The sequence below is a fragment of the Paenibacillus sp. 01T442 genome (assembly GCF_056398345.1).
In genome coordinates, this window is record NZ_JBFTPF010000058.1 from 14,564 (window position 1) to 32,807 (window position 18,244).

At 45.3% G+C, this 18,244-nt stretch carries 22 protein-coding genes and 1 riboswitch; of the genes, 12 read left to right on the forward strand and 10 right to left on the reverse strand.

Going from position 1 to position 18,244, the window contains the following annotated elements; all coding sequences use genetic code 11:
• The first annotated feature begins 61 nt into the window (after positions 1 to 61).
• The 3 genes from AC1DLM_RS27575 (at position 62) to AC1DLM_RS27585 (ending at position 2,703) form a co-directional block, all read left to right on the forward strand.
• The gene (locus AC1DLM_RS27575) at positions 62 to 244 is read left to right on the forward strand and encodes a hypothetical protein (RefSeq protein ID WP_028556538.1); all 183 of its coding nucleotides are present in this window, start codon (positions 62 to 64) and stop codon (positions 242 to 244) included.
• Positions 245 to 492: 248 nt separating this feature from the next.
• A complete protein-coding gene (pepF, locus tag AC1DLM_RS27580) occupies positions 493 to 2,283 on the forward strand; it encodes an oligoendopeptidase F (protein WP_441988055.1) in 1,791 nt (596 codons plus the stop codon).
• Between the two features lie 114 nt (positions 2,284 to 2,397).
• Positions 2,398 to 2,703 carry a LapA family protein gene (locus tag AC1DLM_RS27585; protein WP_477571749.1) on the forward strand — a complete coding sequence of 102 codons (306 nt, stop codon included), beginning with the start codon at positions 2,398 to 2,400 and terminating at the stop codon, positions 2,701 to 2,703.
• A 29-nt stretch (positions 2,704 to 2,732) separates the two neighbouring features.
• Here AC1DLM_RS27585 and AC1DLM_RS27590 read toward each other — a convergent pair whose 3' ends face one another.
• On the reverse strand, positions 2,733 to 3,545 hold the full coding sequence (locus tag AC1DLM_RS27590; protein WP_477571754.1) for a DUF92 domain-containing protein: 813 nt from the start codon (positions 3,543 to 3,545) through the stop codon (positions 2,733 to 2,735).
• A 203-nt stretch (positions 3,546 to 3,748) separates the two neighbouring features.
• On the opposite strand from AC1DLM_RS27590, the gene AC1DLM_RS27595 reads away from it, so the two are divergent.
• Entirely contained in the window at positions 3,749 to 4,942 is a 1,194-nt protein-coding gene (locus AC1DLM_RS27595) for an HD domain-containing phosphohydrolase (RefSeq protein ID WP_441988053.1), read from the forward strand.
• A 62-nt stretch (positions 4,943 to 5,004) separates the two neighbouring features.
• On the opposite strand, the gene AC1DLM_RS27600 is transcribed toward AC1DLM_RS27595, so the two are convergent.
• Both AC1DLM_RS27600 and AC1DLM_RS27605 read right to left on the reverse strand, forming a co-directional pair.
• Positions 5,005 to 5,631 carry a fumarylacetoacetate hydrolase family protein gene (locus tag AC1DLM_RS27600; RefSeq protein ID WP_441988052.1) on the reverse strand — a complete coding sequence of 209 codons (627 nt, stop codon included), beginning with the start codon at positions 5,629 to 5,631 and terminating at the stop codon, positions 5,005 to 5,007.
• Between the two features lie 18 nt (positions 5,632 to 5,649).
• Positions 5,650 to 6,927, reverse strand: a complete 1,278-nt coding sequence (locus tag AC1DLM_RS27605; protein ID WP_441988051.1) for a CapA family protein — start codon at positions 6,925 to 6,927, stop codon at positions 5,650 to 5,652.
• A gap of 313 nt (positions 6,928 to 7,240) precedes the next feature.
• On the opposite strand from AC1DLM_RS27605, the gene AC1DLM_RS27610 reads away from it, so the two are divergent.
• Positions 7,241 to 8,050: a metallophosphoesterase family protein gene (locus AC1DLM_RS27610; RefSeq protein ID WP_441988050.1), complete on the forward strand. Its 810-nt coding sequence runs from the start codon at positions 7,241 to 7,243 to the stop codon at positions 8,048 to 8,050.
• A gap of 348 nt (positions 8,051 to 8,398) precedes the next feature.
• Positions 8,399 to 8,620, forward strand: a complete 222-nt coding sequence (locus AC1DLM_RS27615) for a hypothetical protein (RefSeq protein ID WP_441988049.1) — start codon at positions 8,399 to 8,401, stop codon at positions 8,618 to 8,620.
• Positions 8,621 to 8,675: 55 nt separating this feature from the next.
• Here the strand turns inward: AC1DLM_RS27615 and AC1DLM_RS27620 are convergent, their stop codons facing one another.
• Entirely contained in the window at positions 8,676 to 9,311 is a 636-nt protein-coding gene (locus tag AC1DLM_RS27620) for an O-methyltransferase (RefSeq protein WP_477571750.1), read from the reverse strand.
• A gap of 136 nt (positions 9,312 to 9,447) precedes the next feature.
• On the opposite strand from AC1DLM_RS27620, the gene AC1DLM_RS27625 reads away from it, so the two are divergent.
• Positions 9,448 to 10,587 carry a THUMP domain-containing class I SAM-dependent RNA methyltransferase gene (locus tag AC1DLM_RS27625; RefSeq protein ID WP_056616402.1) on the forward strand — a complete coding sequence of 380 codons (1,140 nt, stop codon included), beginning with the start codon at positions 9,448 to 9,450 and terminating at the stop codon, positions 10,585 to 10,587.
• Between the two features lie 366 nt (positions 10,588 to 10,953).
• Here AC1DLM_RS27625 and gloA2 read toward each other — a convergent pair whose 3' ends face one another.
• The 4 genes from gloA2 to AC1DLM_RS27645 form a co-directional block, all read right to left on the reverse strand.
• Complete coding sequence (gloA2, locus tag AC1DLM_RS27630; protein ID WP_441988047.1) at positions 10,954 to 11,349, reverse strand: SMU1112c/YaeR family gloxylase I-like metalloprotein; 396 nt, start codon at positions 11,347 to 11,349, stop codon at positions 10,954 to 10,956.
• 70 nt (positions 11,350 to 11,419) lie between these two features.
• On the reverse strand, positions 11,420 to 12,334 hold the full coding sequence (locus AC1DLM_RS27635; protein WP_441988046.1) for an exopolyphosphatase: 915 nt from the start codon (positions 12,332 to 12,334) through the stop codon (positions 11,420 to 11,422).
• A gap of 115 nt (positions 12,335 to 12,449) precedes the next feature.
• Positions 12,450 to 12,755, reverse strand: a complete 306-nt coding sequence (locus AC1DLM_RS27640) for a hypothetical protein (protein WP_441988045.1) — start codon at positions 12,753 to 12,755, stop codon at positions 12,450 to 12,452.
• A gap of 118 nt (positions 12,756 to 12,873) precedes the next feature.
• A riboswitch (cyclic di-GMP riboswitch) is annotated at positions 12,874 to 12,967 on the reverse strand.
• Positions 12,968 to 13,083: 116 nt separating this feature from the next.
• Positions 13,084 to 14,307: an MDR family MFS transporter gene (locus AC1DLM_RS27645; RefSeq protein ID WP_441988044.1), complete on the reverse strand. Its 1,224-nt coding sequence runs from the start codon at positions 14,305 to 14,307 to the stop codon at positions 13,084 to 13,086.
• A gap of 189 nt (positions 14,308 to 14,496) precedes the next feature.
• Here AC1DLM_RS27645 and AC1DLM_RS27650 point away from each other — a divergent pair, with 189 nt between their 5' ends.
• A complete protein-coding gene (locus AC1DLM_RS27650) occupies positions 14,497 to 15,387 on the forward strand; it encodes a TIGR01777 family oxidoreductase (protein WP_441988043.1) in 891 nt (296 codons plus the stop codon).
• 70 nt (positions 15,388 to 15,457) lie between these two features.
• Entirely contained in the window at positions 15,458 to 15,952 is a 495-nt protein-coding gene (locus AC1DLM_RS27655) for a glutathione peroxidase (protein WP_441988042.1), read from the forward strand.
• 55 nt (positions 15,953 to 16,007) lie between these two features.
• Here the strand turns inward: AC1DLM_RS27655 and AC1DLM_RS27660 are convergent, their stop codons facing one another.
• Positions 16,008 to 16,229: a YuzB family protein gene (locus AC1DLM_RS27660; protein ID WP_171633994.1), complete on the reverse strand. Its 222-nt coding sequence runs from the start codon at positions 16,227 to 16,229 to the stop codon at positions 16,008 to 16,010.
• Positions 16,229 to 16,531 (reverse strand): HesB/IscA family protein, encoded by a 303-nt coding sequence (locus AC1DLM_RS27665; RefSeq protein ID WP_441988041.1) that lies wholly within the window; start codon positions 16,529 to 16,531, stop codon positions 16,229 to 16,231. The genes AC1DLM_RS27660 and AC1DLM_RS27665 overlap by 1 nt, the downstream gene beginning before the upstream one ends.
• Positions 16,532 to 16,751: 220 nt before the next feature.
• On the opposite strand from AC1DLM_RS27665, the gene AC1DLM_RS27670 reads away from it, so the two are divergent.
• The 3 genes from AC1DLM_RS27670 to AC1DLM_RS27680 all read left to right on the forward strand — a co-directional run.
• Positions 16,752 to 17,111 carry a winged helix-turn-helix transcriptional regulator gene (locus AC1DLM_RS27670; RefSeq protein WP_056616422.1) on the forward strand — a complete coding sequence of 120 codons (360 nt, stop codon included), beginning with the start codon at positions 16,752 to 16,754 and terminating at the stop codon, positions 17,109 to 17,111.
• A 40-nt stretch (positions 17,112 to 17,151) separates the two neighbouring features.
• Positions 17,152 to 17,898: a type I methionyl aminopeptidase gene (gene map / locus AC1DLM_RS27675; protein ID WP_441988040.1), complete on the forward strand. Its 747-nt coding sequence runs from the start codon at positions 17,152 to 17,154 to the stop codon at positions 17,896 to 17,898.
• Positions 17,899 to 17,916: 18 nt separating this feature from the next.
• On the forward strand, positions 17,917 to 18,244 hold a 328-nt coding region (locus tag AC1DLM_RS27680; protein ID WP_477571751.1), incomplete at its 3' end, for an AI-2E family transporter.

Below are 18,244 nucleotides of genomic sequence, written 5' to 3' on the forward strand. Positions count from 1 at the left end.
AGCGAAAATTAGTATGATATGGAACATGTATCATACTCTATAGGAAAAAGGATGATTTTCGATGACCGATTCTGGATCTATACTCACATTTGTAATTGTATCCTTTTGCCTGGCAATCATTTTGATTATGAAAAAAGACAGCCTCCCTGCACAAATGAAACGCTATCTGGCCTTGCTGGCGATTGTTATGGTTTCCATATCCTTCGTTCTGATCTTGCTTAGCTTCTTCCGAGCAGGAACTTGAATTTACTTCCATCCAGCTTTTTCATATAATGATAATTAAACTTGCAATCGGTCATACTAGGTGAAAACCATGGATTGGGATTTCAGTTAGAACATCCCTCATGGGAATATGCCGGGAGCGTRACCGCGATGCGCCTTGTTTATGTAACAGCTGTAATGGGCATTCTGCTAAGCTCCATCCCCATAGCTGATTTACACGCAAAGGATACCAGCTTACCCCAATCTCAAAACAAGGACAGGAGGGCTCCGATGACTCAATTATTGGAACGCAAGCAAGTACCGGCCGAGCACCGTTGGCAATTGGAGGATTTATTTGCTAATCAGAAGGCTTGGGATCAAGAATTTCAAGAGGTAAAAAGCTCGCTTAGCAAAGTCAGTGCCTTCCAAGGAAAACTTAATGATGCGGCTTCCGTGAAGCAAATTTTCCAATTGGAAGATGAGCTTTCTGTGAAAATGGAAAGATTATATGTCTACGCCAACATGAAGCATCATGAAGATACAGCTGAACCTGTATATCAAGCCTTATCCGAAAAAGCAAAAAAACTCAGTGTTGAAGTCGGGGAAGCAGCTTCCTTCATTTCTCCTGAAATTTTAAGCCTTTCGGACGAAAAGCTTCAGCAGCTTGTGAGTGATCCTTCCTTATCTTTTTATAAAGATACGCTTGAAGAAATGATTCGTCAGAAGCCACATACGTTATCGAAAGAACAAGAAGCACTTCTTGCTCAAGCAGGCACGATGGCGGGGGCGCCGAGTACGATTTTTGGAATGCTGAACAATGCAGACCTGAAATTTCCGAAGGTAAAGAATGAAAAAGGTGAGGAAGTTGAGCTTACCCACGGCAGCTATATTCAGTTCTTGGAGAGCCGTGACCCTGAGGTTCGGAAGCATGCATTCAAAGCGGTTTATGAAACGTACCGCAATAATCGCAATACGATTGGTGCGACACTAAGCGCGAATATCAATAAAAACATTTTCTACGCCAAAGCGCGTCACTACCCATCTGTTCTTGAATCCACGCTATTTGGTGACAATATCAAGAAAGAAGTGTATACGAACTTAATTTCCACTATTCATGAATCCCTGCCGCAGCTGCAACGGTATCTCAAACTCCGCAAAAAGCTGCTCAAGGTTGATGAGTTACATATGTACGACCTCTTTGCACCGCTAGTTGAAGAATTCAAAATGGATATTACGTATCAGCAAGCCAAAGAAGAAATCAAGAAAAGCTTGGCACCACTAGGCGAAAATTACTTGAAAATTCTTCAAGACGGCTTCGATAACCATTGGATCGATGTATACGAGAACAAAAATAAGCGCAATGGTGCTTATAGCTGGGGTGCTTACGGCACACATCCGTACGTATTGTTGAACCATAAAGACAACTTGAACAGCATGTTTACGTTGACGCATGAGATGGGTCACGCGATTCATTCTTATTTGTCGGATGAGAACCAAGAGTATCGTTATGCGCAATACACTATTTTCTTAGCAGAAGTTGCTTCAACACTAAATGAAGCCCTTCTCATGGATTACCTATTGAAACGAGTAACGGATCCGAAGGAAAAAATGTACTTGCTCACCTACTACGCAGATCAGTTCCGTACGACAGTATTCCGTCAAACGATGTTTGCTGAGTTCGAAATGATCACGCATGAGAAGGCAGAAGAAGGCGAATCCCTGACACCACAAGAGTTCAGCGAAATCTACTATGGCTTGAATAAGCTGTACCATGGCAATGACATGGTTGTAGATCAAGATATCGAGATGGAATGGGCACGTATTCCTCACTTCTATAACAGCTTCTATGTTTATAAATATGCGACAGGCTTCTCTGCTGCTACATCATTTGCGAAGCAGATTTTGGATGAAGGCCAGCCAGCGGTTGACCGCTACCTCGGCTTCCTCAAAAGCGGCGGCAGTGACTACTCGCTAAACATTCTTAAGAAGGCTGGCGTGGACATGTCTACACCTGAGCCAATTAAGCAAGCGATGAGCGTATTCAGCTCGTTGCTGGACCAAATGGAAGAGTTAACGAAGTAAACGAATCCGCATTAACCTCCACCCTTTGATTGCTAATGAGGGCGGTTAGAAACGAAAAAGGTTGAAAGCAGCGGCTTTCAACCTTTTTCTTAAATAGGAGAGGATGATGGCTATATGAAGATGCAATGGATACTAATCAGCGCTTTAGTGTTTGCTCTAATCACAGCGGTTTTCGCTGTCGTCAACGTAGATCCGGTACAAGTAAACTTCATGTTCGTCACGACGTCTACCCCTTTGATTCTCGTCATTTTAACCTCAACCTTATTAGGTGGTCTAATCGTTGGTCTCTTCGGCATGGTACGTCAATATAAGCTGCAGCGTAAAGTTAAACAACTAGAGAAACAACTTCATGAAGCGCAACATCAGACACCCGTATCCTCCACGGTTTCCAACCTAGAACAGGACGAGCCAAGTGTATAGACTTATTCCGCACTACTGAAAGACAACCATCAGAGAGGTAAGGTGCTCAGATAGCAGCATATTACCCCTCCGATTAAAGAGGAAGTTGCGTTTACCACATCATTACTCATCCATCTCAAACCTCGAATTTGTCTAGCTTTCTGATTACAATGTTCCCGCTTCTCAATTGTTTTACCGCAAACCTCACAATGAAACATCACCTGCAACGTCGCCCCGAACCAAGAATCCGTGAGAGATCCACCTAAACCGGCAATTGCACCTACCGCGACTAAGAACATGATCGAAGTACTGCTCCCCTGTGTCTCATCTAGTTGGTTGAAAATGCCGCCCACAAGCCCGATAAACGCCCCGCCAAGCAAGGAAGCAACGATCCCTAAACTTGTAATTCCTCCTGAAGTACCTGCTGCAACCCGCTTCCCATTCACGATAGACCGAGGGATCGACTTACTCAGCCCACCAATTTCTGTTGCCCAAGTATCCGCATTCACCGTTGCCATAACACCTATATACATAAACCACCAGACAGGATCTGGCCAGATGGCATTTCCGATACAAAGCAGCAAACCAAGTCCTCCATTGGCGGCAACTTGCCCTGCATCTCGTCGCCCACCTTTGGCATAGCCACTTTCTGCTGCGGCTTTACGCTGTTGTTTGAGTTTGGATAGCAAGCTAGAAGAGATGAAGAACGCGATTAGTGTTCCGAACCACGCTAGACTCCCATATGCATACATTGTCGTTCCTAGCAGCACCGCTGCCACTAGCCCAGACAATGATAAGGATTTCTTCCAATAGGCAGCTCCTGCAATTATTGCGCTTCCTATGAATCCATAGACGACCGGCATAAACAGCATAAATACGATTCTCCCCGTTCATTTCAATTTCTGAGCCGACATTTATTATGTCTATTGTAACATATTCTACCAAGTCTCTTCTTTGTTGCGTTTTGTAAAATTAATTCGACAATTTTCGGTTATTTCTGCAAATTATTAACCATAAATAGCCTATTCTATGATACTATAATAGTGATAAGCGATAGGAGGCTGACATGGAGCAAGATCACTTCACTACCAATTCCACATTCAAAAGAGACCTAAAACCCGAAGAAATGCTGCGTGTCATTTTCGACTATGCTTCCAAGATTGCGAACGAACGACTTCTTGATAACGTACTAATGCTGATGGCGGATATGGGTCGTGAGATGATTGTCTCCGATCGCTGTACCGTCTGGCTGCTCGATACACAAAAGAGTGAGCTGTGGTCTAAAGTGGCTCATGGTCTTGATGAAATACGGATCCCAAGCTCAGCAGGCCTCGTAGGCTATGCAGTGACGAATGATCAAGCTGTCTTCATTCATGATGCTTATACTAATGAGGAATACAAAACTTATTTGCAAAATGGCGCCATCCGTACAGACCAACAAACGGGTTATCGCACAAAAGCCTTAATGGTCATCCCCTTCCGGAATAGCCAAGGTGAGATCATGGGGGCTTATCAAGCGATTAATAAGCTTACGGCGAGCGAGCAATTCTCCGACAAGGATATGGAATATTTAACCTTGGCCTCTTCTTATGCTGGAAAATCATTGGAGTCTGCTCTCCTAACGATGGAAATCGAGGAAACACAGAAAGAAATCATTTTCCGAATGGGGGAAATTGGTGAAAGTCGTTCTAAGGAAACTGGCAATCATGTGAAGCGTGTTGCCGAGTATTCTTATTTGCTAGCGCTGGAGTTGGGAATGAGTCAAGATGAGGCTGAACTGTTGAAGATGGCCTCACCTATGCATGATATCGGCAAGGTAGCTATCCCTGATGCGGTTCTCAATAAGCCTGGCAAGCTGACCGAGGACGAGTTCAAACTTATGCAAAATCATACGTTGATCGGCTATAATCTGCTGCGAAATTCGACCCGTCATATTCTCAAAACCGCCGCGGTTGTTGCCTATGAGCATCATGAGAAATGGAATGGGCGTGGGTACCCGCGCGGTATTAAAGGTGAAGAGATACATATTTACGGTCGCATCACAGCTATAGCTGATGTCTTCGATGCCCTTGGCAGTGATCGCGTCTACAAAAAGGCGTGGGAGCTCGATCGCATTCTCCAATTGTTCCAGGAGGAACGCGGAGAGCATTTTGACCCTGATGTGGTGGATGCCTTCTTCAAACAATTACCTGCTATTCTTCGAGTAAGAGAGCAATACTCGGATGCAGCGTTAGCCAATCCAATTGAAACGAATACATAGCATGCCGATGAAAAAGGGCAGTTCTCTGAGGTCGAATTGACCTTGGAGACTGCCCTTTTCTACTATAATTTGATGGAAAAAGCTCCGAATTGCTCTTCTCCCCAGTACAACTCTAATCGGTCGCCATCTTGGACAGAGCCTACACCTTCCGGTGTCCCTGTGAAAATGATGTCGCCAGCACCTAATCCATAATGCTTCGCAATGTAATCGATGATGGTTTGAAGATCGAAAATCATATGCGAGATGTTCCCGTCCTGAACCACATGCCCATTCTGTCGAAGTTGGAAGTTCGATTTCGTCAATTCGGACTCGCCAGGAAATGGACGGAAAGTTGTGATTGGAGCTGACTTCAGGAACCCTTTGGCAGGCAGCCATGGTTGTCCCTTTTTCTTAATCACGTTCTGCACATCACGAAGTGTGAAATCAATCCCAAGTGCATATTGATCTACAATCTCATCGACTTTACTACCTTCTATGTACGGCTTCGCTATATGTAAGACGAGTTCAGTTTCATAATGAATTTCACCTTGATCACTAGGAAGTGACAGTGCGCCTCCATCCATGTGTACTAACGCATGTGTAGGCTTTGTGAAAATCATCGGTTGATCAGGGACATCGTTCCCTAGTTCTGCAGCATGTGCCCGATAGTTCCGTCCAACGCAATATATATTTCGGATCGTTGTTGTCATGTTAGATGAACACCTCTTCTATTTCTTATTCACATTGCCTTGTGCATCAACCGTGGCACCTATTGAAATTTTGTTTAATCGTTGAAATAGCTTCGCGCCATCTTCCTCATTCATCGGAGTAGGCAAGGCTAATTTCGTCATAATCGGCACTAGATGGATATTGCAGGACTTGTCCTTCGTACAAGCCGCTTCCAAGATAACGGTTTCCCAGGTTTTCGGCGTGTCATTCGTCGTAAAAATGAAGTTGCCTAAACTATAGGCAATCCATTTGCCTTTGTATTGTTCAAAGCCTTGCAGGACATGTGGATGTCCGCCTATAACTAGATCTGCCCCTGCATCAATGTAACGATGTGCGAGCTCCTTCTGATATTTATCCGGATTGTCATCGCGTTCTACACCCCAATGAGCCACAACGACAACAAGATCGGCTGTTGCTTTGGCTTTCTCAATGGCTTCAACTGGCGGCTTATAGTTATACGTTTCGGCAACCCCAGGATGACCAGGTGCAGCCTTCCACGAAGCTTCCGGAACAACACGGCTGAAACCAAAAACAGCAATCTTCATGCCATCTTTTTCCACAATGGTTGGTTGGTAGGCTTCTGAATTATCTTTGCCAGCACCTACTCGCTTAATGCCCTCTTGATCCAGTGCATTCATTGTATCTAACAAGCCTTCTGAACCGTAATCCATGATGTGATTATTGGCTAGGTTGACAATGTCAACACCTGCTTGTTTAAGCGGGGGCAATGCCTCAGGCGCAGAACGATACACGTACTCTTTGCTCTGAACGCTACCTCTAGTCGTTATCGGTGATTCCAAATTTGCAATTGTAAAATCAGCTTTGGTTAAAAAGTCTTTGACATTCGTGTACGGGTAATCATAGCCTTTTTGCTTAAGGATATCTTCCACTTTGGAGGCCATAATCACATCACCCACAAAAGTTAACTTCACTTGTGCGCCAGTTCCTACTTGATTTACCGCTGTTGGATTCGCTGATGGTGTTGGTGTCGGGGTAACGACGGTAGAAGCTTTGGGACTTGCCTGCACTGTTGAATTTCCATTCGTAGTGGAGGTTGACGGTTTGGGCGAAATAACAGCCATTGGTGTTGAAGCCGCTCCCTCTTCTTCCCCATTATTATTATTGGAGGATAAATAAGAAGCCCCGATTCCAATGGCAAAACAAGCAATCGCTGCAACTGTGAAGCCACCTAAAACTTTAAGTGAAGGCTTTTTGCTCGGATTTGATTCTTTTTTCGATTTACCGTGACGTTCTTGTCTAGATTCCAATTCAAACATTCCCCTTTCCCCCTACAAATTATAACAGAAGTCGACATCGTTGGGTAATAGTTCGTGTTCAAAAAGTCCAGTTTTCAGTACCGAGAAGATTGAAAGAAGCTAGGAAATGAGGAGCGGAGCGTAGTGAAAGCTACGTGAGCACCGGAAGTTCCGGCTGAATTCAATATTCGATGTTGAATACGCTACATGAACCACTTCGTGATCAAAAGTGGACTTCTCGAACAACCTCTAATAGGGATAGACTCTCATTTTCAGAATGTCTAGCTTATGGTATAACAGAAGCATTACATAGGATTAGAAAGGACAGGGTCGCTTGGAGAAAATCGCCATTATTTCCGATATTCATGGAAACCTACCTGCTTTGGAAGCCGTGCTTCACGATATTGAGTGCAGAGGCCTTACACGCATCATCTGTCTAGGTGATCTTGTTGGCAAAGGGCCGAGCTCTGCCGAGGTTGTCGACCTCATTAAATTGACTTGTGAAGCCGTTGTGCAAGGCAACTGGGATCTCGGCATCACAATGCCGCAGGAGCTTCCTGCTGGCATGTGGCAGCAGCAATCGCTTGGAGAGGAGCGTCTAGCCTATTTGAAGCAGCTTCCCTTCTCGATCGATGTGATGCTTAGCGGGAAACATATTCGCTTGTTCCATGCGTCGGCTCAGAGTGTCTTTCATCGATTGAAACGGGAAGCTTCGAAGAATGAGCGACTAGCGATGTTTGAAAATACGGAAATGACCGGAACCCCTGTCGATGGGACTGAGCCGGATATCGCCGGTTACGGGGATATTCATATTCCTTATATGTTGACGTTGAGCAACCCTTCGGAGAGGGGCGCGCTGAGCGAGAGCCTGACAGAGCAGAGTGCACAAACTGGGCAGCGCAGCGGGCTGATGCTGTTCAATGTGGGCAGTGTGGGCGTTCCCTACGACGGCATACCTCAGGCATGCTACTGCGTGATCGAGGGAGAGACGGATCCTGCGGTTCCAGCAGGGGTTGCGCTGCAATTCGTGCGGGTGCCCTATAACATTAAGCGAGCTGTCCAGATGGCGTACGACGTTCAGATGCCTGATAGTCGAAGGTACGAGTTGGAGATTACGACAGGACTGGTGCATTTGAGTGATTAAGTTGGTGCTCCCACTTATACCTACACCTACACCTTCCCGCTGCCCAACAAGATAAATGGAAAATATCCAGTTATTATTAGCTCAAAACACCCATTTGCTCAAATAACTGGATTTTAGGAGACTAATTTTGACTCTTTCCTTCATTTCCTCGGAAAATTGAGAATTTACATGTACTTTTTCCATTTAATTCATACTTTCATCATATATCCCGAAAATTAGATGGAGGTTTTCCATTTATTCGACAAGCCTTGCGAATAGGGAATGATTTTACCCTTGGATGAAAATCATTGGAAATTTATTCCACCATATGCTAATATAAGTGCATGATGGAAAGTGAGGATTATCTGAATGAAGCTAAATTGGCGTAAAATCATACTGATTATCGTTTGTGCCGAATGTTTGTTTATCTACTGGAACAGCCTTAGCACGATGAGCTTCAAGAAGCAACGTACAACAACTCACCTCGCACCTGCCAAGCAACCTCAGGTACCCATAACACAAATTCAACCACAAATGAAAGATACGAAAAGGATCGATTTTGATTTACATACGAAGGATAAAGCATCCTAACAAGACGAAAGAGCGATCAGCTGCTAGCAGCGAATCGCTCTTTTTCTCAATTCATTTATTTCACACGGGCTAAAGCTAATCCATCATACGCCGGTAGTATCGTACTTTCCAGCCTCTCATCTGTCGCAATTCGCTGATTAAACGTTCGCATCGCTTGAACGGAAGCCTTCGTTTGCTTCTCATCCACAACTTTGCCACGCATCAATGTATTATCGCCAGCAATGATTGCACCTGGATTCGCCAGCTTGATCGCGCGTTCCAAATAGTTCGGATAATTCACTTTATCCGCATCAATAAAGAAGAAATCGAAGCGCTCGCCCCGCTCCAAGAGCTCGTTCAAGTGATCTAGTGCTTCGCCAATCCGATACTCAACGAAATCACCAAGACCGGCGTCGGTCACGTTACGCTTTGCCACATCCGCGAAATCTTGTTTTAGCTCCAAGGAAATGAGTTTTCCGCCCTCTTTTAACCCTCTCGCTAAGCAAATGCCACTATACCCGCCTAACGCTCCAATTTCCAACACTCGTTTCGCACCTATCATCGTAACCAGCATCGTTAATAATCTGCCATATCCTGGAGCGATAGAAATCTCAGGCATGTTGTGAGCTACAATAACTTCCTTCACCCGAGTCAGTACGGCATCTTCTTCATATAGACCTTCCATATAGCTTTCTGCAGTGATCGTTTCCATGTATTTGTCCTCCTAAATTCGCATCGTATGCAGGTACTTTGCAATACCCGTTTGTAAGTGTAACCTATTTGTCCTATACTTGTTAATTGTATGAGTTTTATGAGCGTTGTACAACCCGGATGGAAGGACTATACCTATGCCACAAAAAATTGAACTAATCGCCACTTGTCCGATGGGACTTGAGGCTATCGTTGCCCGCGAAATCCGTGACCTCGGCTATGAGGAAATGACCGTCGAGAATGGACGCGTCCGTTTCTTTGGTGACGAATTGGCCATCTGTCGGACGAACCTTTGGCTGCGAACAGCCGATCGCGTCCTCGTACTAATGGGGCAATTCAAAGCAACAACCTTCGATGAGCTTTTCGAAGGCACCAAAGCTCTCGCTTGGCCAGACTGGATCCCGAACGATGCCGAATTCCCTGTCGAGGGGCGATCCCATAAGTCACAATTATCCAGCGTTCCCGCTTGCCAAGGAATCGCTAAGAAAGCTGTCGTTGAGAAACTGAAGCAGCGCTATGGCACCGAATGGTTCCCCGAGAACGGAGCTCGCTATGTGATTGAAGTCGCGCTGCTGAACGATATCGCTACGCTAACCATCGACACGACCGGCCCCAGTCTTCATAAGCGCGGCTACCGCAAGCTCGTGACCGAAGCGCCGCTGAAGGAAACGATGGCGGCCGCTTTGATCCTGTTAAGCCGCTGGAACGTCGACCGGCCGCTCTACGACCCGTTCTGCGGGTCGGGGACCATCCCGATCGAAGCGGCGATGATCGGCTGGAACATCGCGCCAGGCCTGCGGCGCAGCTTCCCTAGTGAAGCTTGGGGAAACATTCCCCGCAAGCTGTGGGACAAAGCCCGCGACGAAGCGTTCGACGCGGTGAAAGACAACGTGCCGCTGCACATTGTCGGCAGCGACATTGACCCTGCTGCCATCGAAGTGGCAGAGGCGGCCGCCAAGGCAGCTGGACTGACGAAGCAGTTCCAGCTGAAGGTTGAGCCCATCGCCAAAGCGCGCCCGCGCGGCGACTATGGCTGCCTGATCACCAACCCGCCGTACGGCGAGCGTCTTGGTGAAGCACCGGATGTTGAGCTGGCGCTGCGCGAGCTCGGTGCATTAACGCGGCCAATGCCGTCGTGGAGCCTGTTCATCCTAAGCCCGAGCACACAGCTCGAGCATTATATGAACCGCCGCGCCGATAAGAAGCGTAAGCTTTTTAATGGACGGATCGAATGTAATTTATTCCAGTATTTAGGACCGTTACCTCCGCGCAGGTAAGACACGTAGCATACAAATAAATGAAACAGCGGCAGCGAGACTTTACGTCTTGGCTGCCGCTGTTTTTGGATTGCACTTACGGAGGTATCCCGTTTCTCCATGCCAAGGTAACGGACATGGAAGCCCCTATTCGATGAAACATCGCCGATTCAGAATTCTAACGGACACTATCGCGGCTATTAACCGTTTTTGGAGGAAATATGCACGCGAAATGGGCCAATAAGAGCTCTAGGGTCCGTTACGCGCAAAAAGAAATGAATTATAGGACAATAACGACACTGGCGGCCGTTAACCATTAATCTGACTAATCGATCTACGATTTTTTAGTCAGCTGTCCGATCTACTTCGGCCCGCTCAAAATTTCACCTATCCAACAATCTCCACCAATTCCAACGGCAATCCATCCGGATCCGCGAAAAACGTGTACAGATTCCCAGTAATCGGGTCAACCCGCACTGGCTCAACCGGAATTCCTTTGCTTTCTAGCTCTTGCACACTTTGCTCCATATTAGCTACAACGAAGGCCAGATGACGTAGCCCCCTCGCTTCAGGTTGATTCACGCGCAGGGGTGGATTCGGGAAAGAAAATAATTCAATTTCCTGTGCGGTAGCCCCAATGCGCAAATCCAATTTGTACGAGTCTCTTTCAGCGCGATATGTTTCGTGAATGACGGTAAGTCCGAGTAAATCAACATAGAAATGCTTCGATTGCTCGTAATCCGAACAAATAATCGCAACGTGGTGCATCTGTTTTAAGTCCATGGATGACAACCTCCTTACAAAGAAAAACCGCACGCTGGGCTGCTCCCCCGCTGCGGCTTGTCCACTTATTTTAACCTGCTGCTTGCATCGTTTCAACGATTTTGTTCAGAACCTCGTCAGCTTGCCCATAATCCACTTGGCAAGTCCCTGCAGCATGATGCCCACCGCCGCCATGTTGAAGCATCAAATCCCCAATGTTTGTTTGTGCGGTGCGATTGACAATGCTGTGCCCGCAAGCGAATACGCAGTTTTGTTTGTTTCGACCATCAACAATCCAAATCGAGGTGTTTTGCTCCGGATATAGGGCATAGACCATGAAACGATTCCCCGGATAAATCGTCTCCACATCGCGAAGATCCGTAATGACGACATTTCCCTCAACCCGTGTATAGGTTTGCAGCATGTCCCGGTATAGCGCATCTAGTTCAAAATAACGAGCTACACGCTCTTTCACATCGGGTAACTCCATGATCTCACCAACGGATTTCGTTGCACAATGCTCCACTAGATCCTCCATCAACTGATAATTACTGATGCGATAATCCCGATAACGACCTAATCCCGTTCGAGCATCCATGATAAACGAAAGCAAATCCCAACCGCTCGGATTCAAAATATCTTCTTTGCTAAACTGCGCGGAGTCCGCTTTATCTACACCTTGCATAATATCGTCGATATCGCCGAAGGTTTCTTTCCCACCATAGTAATCATAGACAACTCGTGCAGCACTTGGAGCAAGTCGCGTTTCACCTTTGTACGTTACGGATTCCCCCATCCGTGTGAGTTCACTGGAATGATGATCGAACCATAAACCACATCCTGGAACGTAGGGTACATTTGCCAAAATATCATTCTCCGTAACCTCAATTAAGCCGTCCTGCATATCTTTGGGATGGACAAACTTCATTTCATCCACCATATTTAATTGTTTGAAGAGCATCGCGCATACTAAACCATCGAAATCGGAACGTGTGATCAATCTCATGCCATGCATCTCCTTTAATGTAGTTCTTAAGAACTATGAAATGTGATGGTCATATTATATCAGCTAGTGTCGTTAGGTGACAATGAGCGATTTCAAAAAAAAAAGAGCGATTCACCTAGATAGGCTGAACCACTCTCAATTTGGATGATAGACATTGCAAAAGTCTTGTGACAAACCCTTCGATTTGAGCCATCGGAGGCATTTTCACAGAGAGCTTTACTTCGCCTTTCCAGTAAAAAATCAGAATGCTATTGTTTCTCCCGTGAAACATCTCAACATCCCAACACGCTTCGTTTAATGCATACTCTTCTCGGTTAATCATAAGCTTAGGTCCATCCGTGGATGGCACCAAACGTGCAACATGGTTACCGCATAACGATGTTGCTTTCTGTTCATCCTGGAATTTAACTTCCGATTTCATGCCGCTAGGGCCTCCTTTGTACGTGTCATTCCATTTGATTCATTTGCTTCGCTATGACAGAGAAAAAAACCCACCGTAGTGAACCGACTAGAGGGGTTCTGAAGTGAATTCCCAATCGTTCGGCGGCTGGCTGGCTGCTTGTCCTTTGCAGGAGAAGTAAGGCCCCTGTAGCTTTGCGTCACTGGCTTTCGCCAGCTTTGCCTTTGTCGAGATGACATGCACAATCATTTTAGATGAAGATTTCAAAATAATACTTGCTATACTCTTAAGGATAAGGGATGACGATTTGAAATCGAATAGTTCGAAGGAACTATTTTTACGAAATTCATCATAATATTTGCATTTTCGACGTTATTTTCACTGTTTTTTGACGTTTCGTGCCTCTCCAATAGAAAATCGAGCCAATCATCGACAAAATAGCGATCACAAGAAAGAGCGTGCTGCCGCCAAAGGAAACCAATAGAAAGCCGCCAATCCATGGCCCCATAAAGTGACCTATGTTCGTTAATGTTTGAGCACCGTAGTACGTTCCTCGCATATGTTCAGGAGCTAGCTTATCTATCAACATGTTCGCGGCAGGATAGTTCAAAATTTCACCAAACGTGAAAATTCCCATCGAAATAATCAGCCATGTCAAAGAGTGTGAAAACGCAAATCCGATATCACCTAATGCGAACATCAAGTTGCCAACAACAATAGCCGTTAGAGGTGAATACTTTTCTGCCCATTTCCCCAGCGGAATCTGCATCGCAATAACAACAATGGCATTGGCGCTCATGAGAATGGCGAACATTTTGACCCCATTAGCAAAATCCCTTTGTAAGTACTGCGACAACGTCACCATCACCTGTGAATAACCAATGGCTCCGATAATCCCCCCGATTATATACAAACGGAAGGTCATATCCTTACGAATAACACCTATCGCAGAACGGAAAGTAACGATGGCTTTCTTCTCACCTTCGATTTTCTTAATCCCGAATTTAATTAGAAGGGCGTAAAGTGTCACACCATAGATTACATAAATAATCCCGGTCAGCAGGAATGGCAAGGCTCCGTTCATAGTTGCAAAGAAAGCTCCCAGCAAAGGTCCAACAGCTACACCAACGTTAATCGCCATATAGCGGAGTGAAAATACTTGCATCCTTTTGGACGGCTCCGTTAAATCTGCCATTAGCGCTTGTGACACAGGCTCATAGAATGAGCGGCACAGTCCATTGAGCATATTGAGCAGCATAAATAAGACCGGTAATTTTACAACACTGAATCCGAGGAATACGACTCCCCAGCCAAAGAGTGCCGCGAGCATAATGACTCGACGTCCGAATCGGTCTGACAACGTACCACCGATAAAACCGCCAAACGTTCCAGCTAATGCCCCCATTCCAATTACAATACCAATGAGCCCAGGGCTCATATCGGAGTGCTTCGCCAAATAGATTGCTAGGAACGGTAAACTCATGGAAGAAGCAGCCCGAGCCATGACCGTACCTAAGATAAGCGTATGTACGATAGGATGATAGGCTTGAAGAAATTGACGCATTCGATTCATAGACGATGACTCCTCTCGCTGACACACGAATTACCCTATGGTTAATTAATAACCAAAATCCAATTATACACGAAAATAGCGAATTGTGTCGTCATTTTAGACTGGAATGTTTACCTTTCTCGATCGCTTTCTCCTTGATGGTATTTATTGGATGGAGTATCTATAATAATGATATGGAGGTGCTTGCATATGAAAATAGCGATCACAGGCGGCAGTGGGTTTATTGGAAAACGTTTAATCACTTACTGGTTGGGACAAGGTCACGAACTTATTAATATATCACGCTCATCTTCCAAGCAGATACCAAGTGTCAGAACGATAACATGGGATCAGTTAGAGCAAAATACGGAATCTCTTGCAGGTCTTGATGCAATCGTAAATTTGGCTGGTGAATCCATCAGTCAACGGTGGACGAAAGCGGCTAAGACGCGAATTTTACAATCCCGATTGCAGGCGGCTGAGCATGTAGCCAAGCTTGTCGCGAAAATGGATCCAAAGCCAAAGGTCGTTGTGAATGCTTCCGGCATGTCGTATTACGGTATTTCGGATTCAGATACCTTTGATGAGACGAGTCCTTATCGAGAGACGGACTTCCTAGCCAGCGTAGTCAAGCAATGGGAAGCTGCGGCTGATTTAATCCAAGGAACACGTATCGTGAAGGTGCGGGTTGGACTGGTGTTGGATAATAAAGAAGGTGCGTTCCCCAAGATGGCACTTCCTTATAAGCTTGGAGTAGGCGGCACAGTTGGCAGCGGCAGGCAGTGGCATTCGTGGATTCATATCGATGATATGGTGAGACTTATTGATTTTTGCGTTCAAAATGAATCGATTGCTGGTCCCGTTAACGCAACGGCCCCAAATCCAGTAACGAATAAGCAATTGGGACGCGCGATTGCGACTGCCATGCGAAGACCCAATCTCTTTCCTGTTCCGGCATTTATGATGAAATTAATTTTTGGCGAACTTTCTGTTCTGCTTCTGGAAGGTCAGAAGGTCATTCCTCGTGTACTTCAAGAGCATGGTTTTGAGTGGCGCTTTCCTTCGATCGCAGGTGCATTAGAAGATTTGGCGAAAAAATAACTTTCCTTCTGAATTAAAATTGTGTACAATTAAATTGTGAGAAATATTAGTTTCGGAAGGTTGTGTCACTATGAGTGTACATCAATTTAAAATGAAAACGATTCGCGGTGAAGACAAATCGCTTAGCGATTACAAGAATCAGGTCCTACTCATTGTAAATACAGCAACCAAATGCGGGTTAGCTCCTCAATTCGAAGGACTTCAAAAGTTACACGACACCTATAAAGATCAAGGCTTTAGTGTCCTAGGTTTTCCCTGCAATCAATTCAGAGATCAGGAGCCTGGCGATAACAAGCAAGTTGAACAGGCGTGCCAACTTAATTTCGGTGTTAATTTTCCGCTATTCGCCAAGATCGATGTGAATGGCTCCGATGCCCATCCATTGTATCGTTATTTGAAGAGCAAGGCATCTGGCCTATTCGGGTCCGGTATCAAGTGGAATTTCACCAAATTCCTAGTCGATGGAAACGGCAATGTAATCAAGCGCTTCTCTCCTACTACGAAACCGCACAAGATCGATCGTGAAATTCGTAAGTTGTTAGAAAAATCAGCCGTTTACGCCTAATTCCAGCTTATATAAGCAAAAAAGCATCCTGTCCTATTGGACGGATGCTTTTTACTCATTTCACGTATTTTTTTGCTTTGTCGATGGCTTCGTCTTCCGTTGCGCCCGTAATATAGCGGCCATTAATAAAGATGAATGCGAATCTCGAACATGGACCGCAATACGATTTGCACGCAACTTTGACTTCTGTGTCCGGTGCAATGGCACTTATTTTGGCAAGTGCCGATTTCACCTTCATGTGTTTGCATTTATCACAAATGCGAATATCATTCCGCATTAGTGGTCTCCGTGGTTCCCCTTGCTTGGGTTAGTAATCATGAAGCCTTCCTCTGGTGTGTAGAAGTAGTCGATACGGATACCATCTAGAAGTGGCTCGGATTGATCTAACAAAACATCAATTCCTTTGTCCGTGTTTACTACAACATCATTTTCTGTTTTATCATCAAGACCCAAACCATAGTGAGCATGATCACCATGCTTATGCGTCACTTGTACGCGAACCAACAAACCTTGGTTTTCTTCTTTATTAAGCTCCAATTGAAGTACTTTTGCTGCGTTACGAGAAATTTTGACCTTCATATGTACACATCTCCTGAAACAATAAATTTTAATTTTAACTCTATTGTAAAGAATCTAGAGCATGAAATCAACCTTGTCCTATTCTGCCCTTCTATTGCCAAATTCCATAAGGAACTTTAAAATACATAGTAGTATGAGTATTAATCCCTTATTACAAAATGTTAACTTACTAACCTAAAAGTAAGTACCCTACACAATTTTGATGAAAGGAAGCGATCTCATGTCCACTCTTGAAAATGAAAAAGTCGCTCCACTTAGCAACTATGTTCCCAAAATCCCTAAAGAAATCGAGTGTTCCGTCGAGCGAACCTTGGAGGTTATTGGCGGGAAATGGGCATTTCTTGTACTTCGTGAATTATTCTGTGGAACGAAACGTTTCGGAGAGCTGCAGCGCCAAATTACGGGCATCAGTCCCAAATCCCTTACGGATATTTTGCGCCATCTTGAAGAACATGGGGTTCTCGAACGCATGGCGTTCCCTACAGTTCCTGTTACCGTTGAGTATACCTTGACACCAAAAGGGCAGGATCTGCATCAAATTATTAGAGAGATGAAGCTTTGGTCAGCAAAATGGACATAATGAACAATTAGGGAAGCTAGCTGAGAAGGAGAGAAACTTGATGATTACTATTAAAACAAAAGAACAGATTGAAGCCATGGGGAAAGCAGGCCGAATCCTTGCCGATTGCCATAAGGAAATCGCGAAAATGATTCGCCCGGGCATTACATCGTGGGAAATCGATCAATTTGTCGAAGGCTTTCTGGCCAAAAATGGCGCTACGCCTGAGCAAAAAGGGTATCACGGCTATCCTTACGCAACCTGTGCTTCAGTAAATGACGTCATCTGTCATGGCTTCCCAAAGAAAGAGCCGCTCAATGATGGTGACATTGTTACGATTGACATGGTCGTTCGGGTCGATGGGTGGTTAGCAGACTCCGCGTGGTCATACGCGGTTGGCAACATCTCGCCTGTTGCTGAGAAGCTTCTGAAAGTTACCAAAGAGTCCTTATATAAAGGCATTGAAAAAGCTGTCGTCGGCAATCGGATCGGCGATGTCGCCAACGCTATTCAAGTCTACGCGGAATCGCAAGGCTTCTCTGTTGTTAGAGACTTCATCGGTCACGGAATCGGCTCCGAGATGCATGAAGAGCCTCAAGTGCCACATTATGGGCCGGCCGGCAAAGGGCCGCGCATCAAGGAAGGCATGGTTTTCACCATTGAACCGATGCTGAATGTCGGTAAATATCACTCCAAAGTTGATCAAGATGGATGGACAGCTAGAACCTACGATGGCAGTCTCTCTGCACAATACGAGCATACGATTGCTATCACAAGTAACGGACCGATTATTTTAACTGAACAATAACGATCTGGAGGAAAAGGGATGCTTTCTTTTTACAAGAAATATTGGCGAACGGTATTTGACATAGGGCTCATCGTACTAACCGTCTACTTATTCATGCTGTTATTCAGTTATTTGTACGCCATCGCCACGCCAATCTTCTTGGCCTTGATTATTTTCATGATGATCGAGCCCCTGGCTCGGTTCTTAAATCGCAAAGGCATGCGTAAATCGCTTGCCTCCGCCATCTCTACCTTGGTTTTCGTCCTGATTATCCTAGGTGCGTTGGCTGGGGCAGTCGTCATCTTCACCAGTCAGATTATGAGCCTTGCGGATAAAATCGATGACTACGCAGCGATTTTCAATGAGC

What these genes read in the sequence shown, in the direction of transcription:
- AC1DLM_RS27605 (WP_441988051.1), bottom strand. Translation starts at nt 6,927, where the DNA reads ATGTTTGAATTGGAATCTAGACAAGAACGTCACGGTAAATCGAAAAAA.
- AC1DLM_RS27585 (WP_477571749.1), top strand. Translation starts at nt 2,398, where the DNA reads ATGAAGATGCAATGGATACTAATCAGCGCTTTAGTGTTTGCTCTAATC.
- AC1DLM_RS27615 (WP_441988049.1), top strand. Translation starts at nt 8,399, where the DNA reads ATGAAGCTAAATTGGCGTAAAATCATACTGATTATCGTTTGTGCCGAA.
- AC1DLM_RS27670 (WP_056616422.1), top strand. Translation starts at nt 16,752, where the DNA reads ATGTCCACTCTTGAAAATGAAAAAGTCGCTCCACTTAGCAACTATGTT.
- AC1DLM_RS27655 (WP_441988042.1), top strand. Translation starts at nt 15,458, where the DNA reads ATGAGTGTACATCAATTTAAAATGAAAACGATTCGCGGTGAAGACAAA.
- AC1DLM_RS27620 (WP_477571750.1), bottom strand. Translation starts at nt 9,311, where the DNA reads ATGGAAACGATCACTGCAGAAAGCTATATGGAAGGTCTATATGAAGAA.
- AC1DLM_RS27645 (WP_441988044.1), bottom strand. Translation starts at nt 14,307, where the DNA reads ATGAATCGAATGCGTCAATTTCTTCAAGCCTATCATCCTATCGTACAT.
- AC1DLM_RS27640 (WP_441988045.1), bottom strand. Translation starts at nt 12,755, where the DNA reads ATGAAATCGGAAGTTAAATTCCAGGATGAACAGAAAGCAACATCGTTA.
- AC1DLM_RS27625 (WP_056616402.1), top strand. Translation starts at nt 9,448, where the DNA reads ATGCCACAAAAAATTGAACTAATCGCCACTTGTCCGATGGGACTTGAG.
- gloA2 (WP_441988047.1), bottom strand. Translation starts at nt 11,349, where the DNA reads ATGGACTTAAAACAGATGCACCACGTTGCGATTATTTGTTCGGATTAC.
- map (WP_441988040.1), top strand. Translation starts at nt 17,152, where the DNA reads ATGATTACTATTAAAACAAAAGAACAGATTGAAGCCATGGGGAAAGCA.
- AC1DLM_RS27575 (WP_028556538.1), top strand. Translation starts at nt 62, where the DNA reads ATGACCGATTCTGGATCTATACTCACATTTGTAATTGTATCCTTTTGC.
- AC1DLM_RS27600 (WP_441988052.1), bottom strand. Translation starts at nt 5,631, where the DNA reads ATGACAACAACGATCCGAAATATATATTGCGTTGGACGGAACTATCGG.
- pepF (WP_441988055.1), top strand. Translation starts at nt 493, where the DNA reads ATGACTCAATTATTGGAACGCAAGCAAGTACCGGCCGAGCACCGTTGG.
- AC1DLM_RS27665 (WP_441988041.1), bottom strand. Translation starts at nt 16,531, where the DNA reads ATGAAGGTCAAAATTTCTCGTAACGCAGCAAAAGTACTTCAATTGGAG.
- AC1DLM_RS27660 (WP_171633994.1), bottom strand. Translation starts at nt 16,229, where the DNA reads ATGCGGAATGATATTCGCATTTGTGATAAATGCAAACACATGAAGGTG.
- AC1DLM_RS27590 (WP_477571754.1), bottom strand. Translation starts at nt 3,545, where the DNA reads ATGCCGGTCGTCTATGGATTCATAGGAAGCGCAATAATTGCAGGAGCT.
- AC1DLM_RS27650 (WP_441988043.1), top strand. Translation starts at nt 14,497, where the DNA reads ATGAAAATAGCGATCACAGGCGGCAGTGGGTTTATTGGAAAACGTTTA.
- AC1DLM_RS27635 (WP_441988046.1), bottom strand. Translation starts at nt 12,334, where the DNA reads ATGAGATTGATCACACGTTCCGATTTCGATGGTTTAGTATGCGCGATG.
- AC1DLM_RS27595 (WP_441988053.1), top strand. Translation starts at nt 3,749, where the DNA reads ATGGAGCAAGATCACTTCACTACCAATTCCACATTCAAAAGAGACCTA.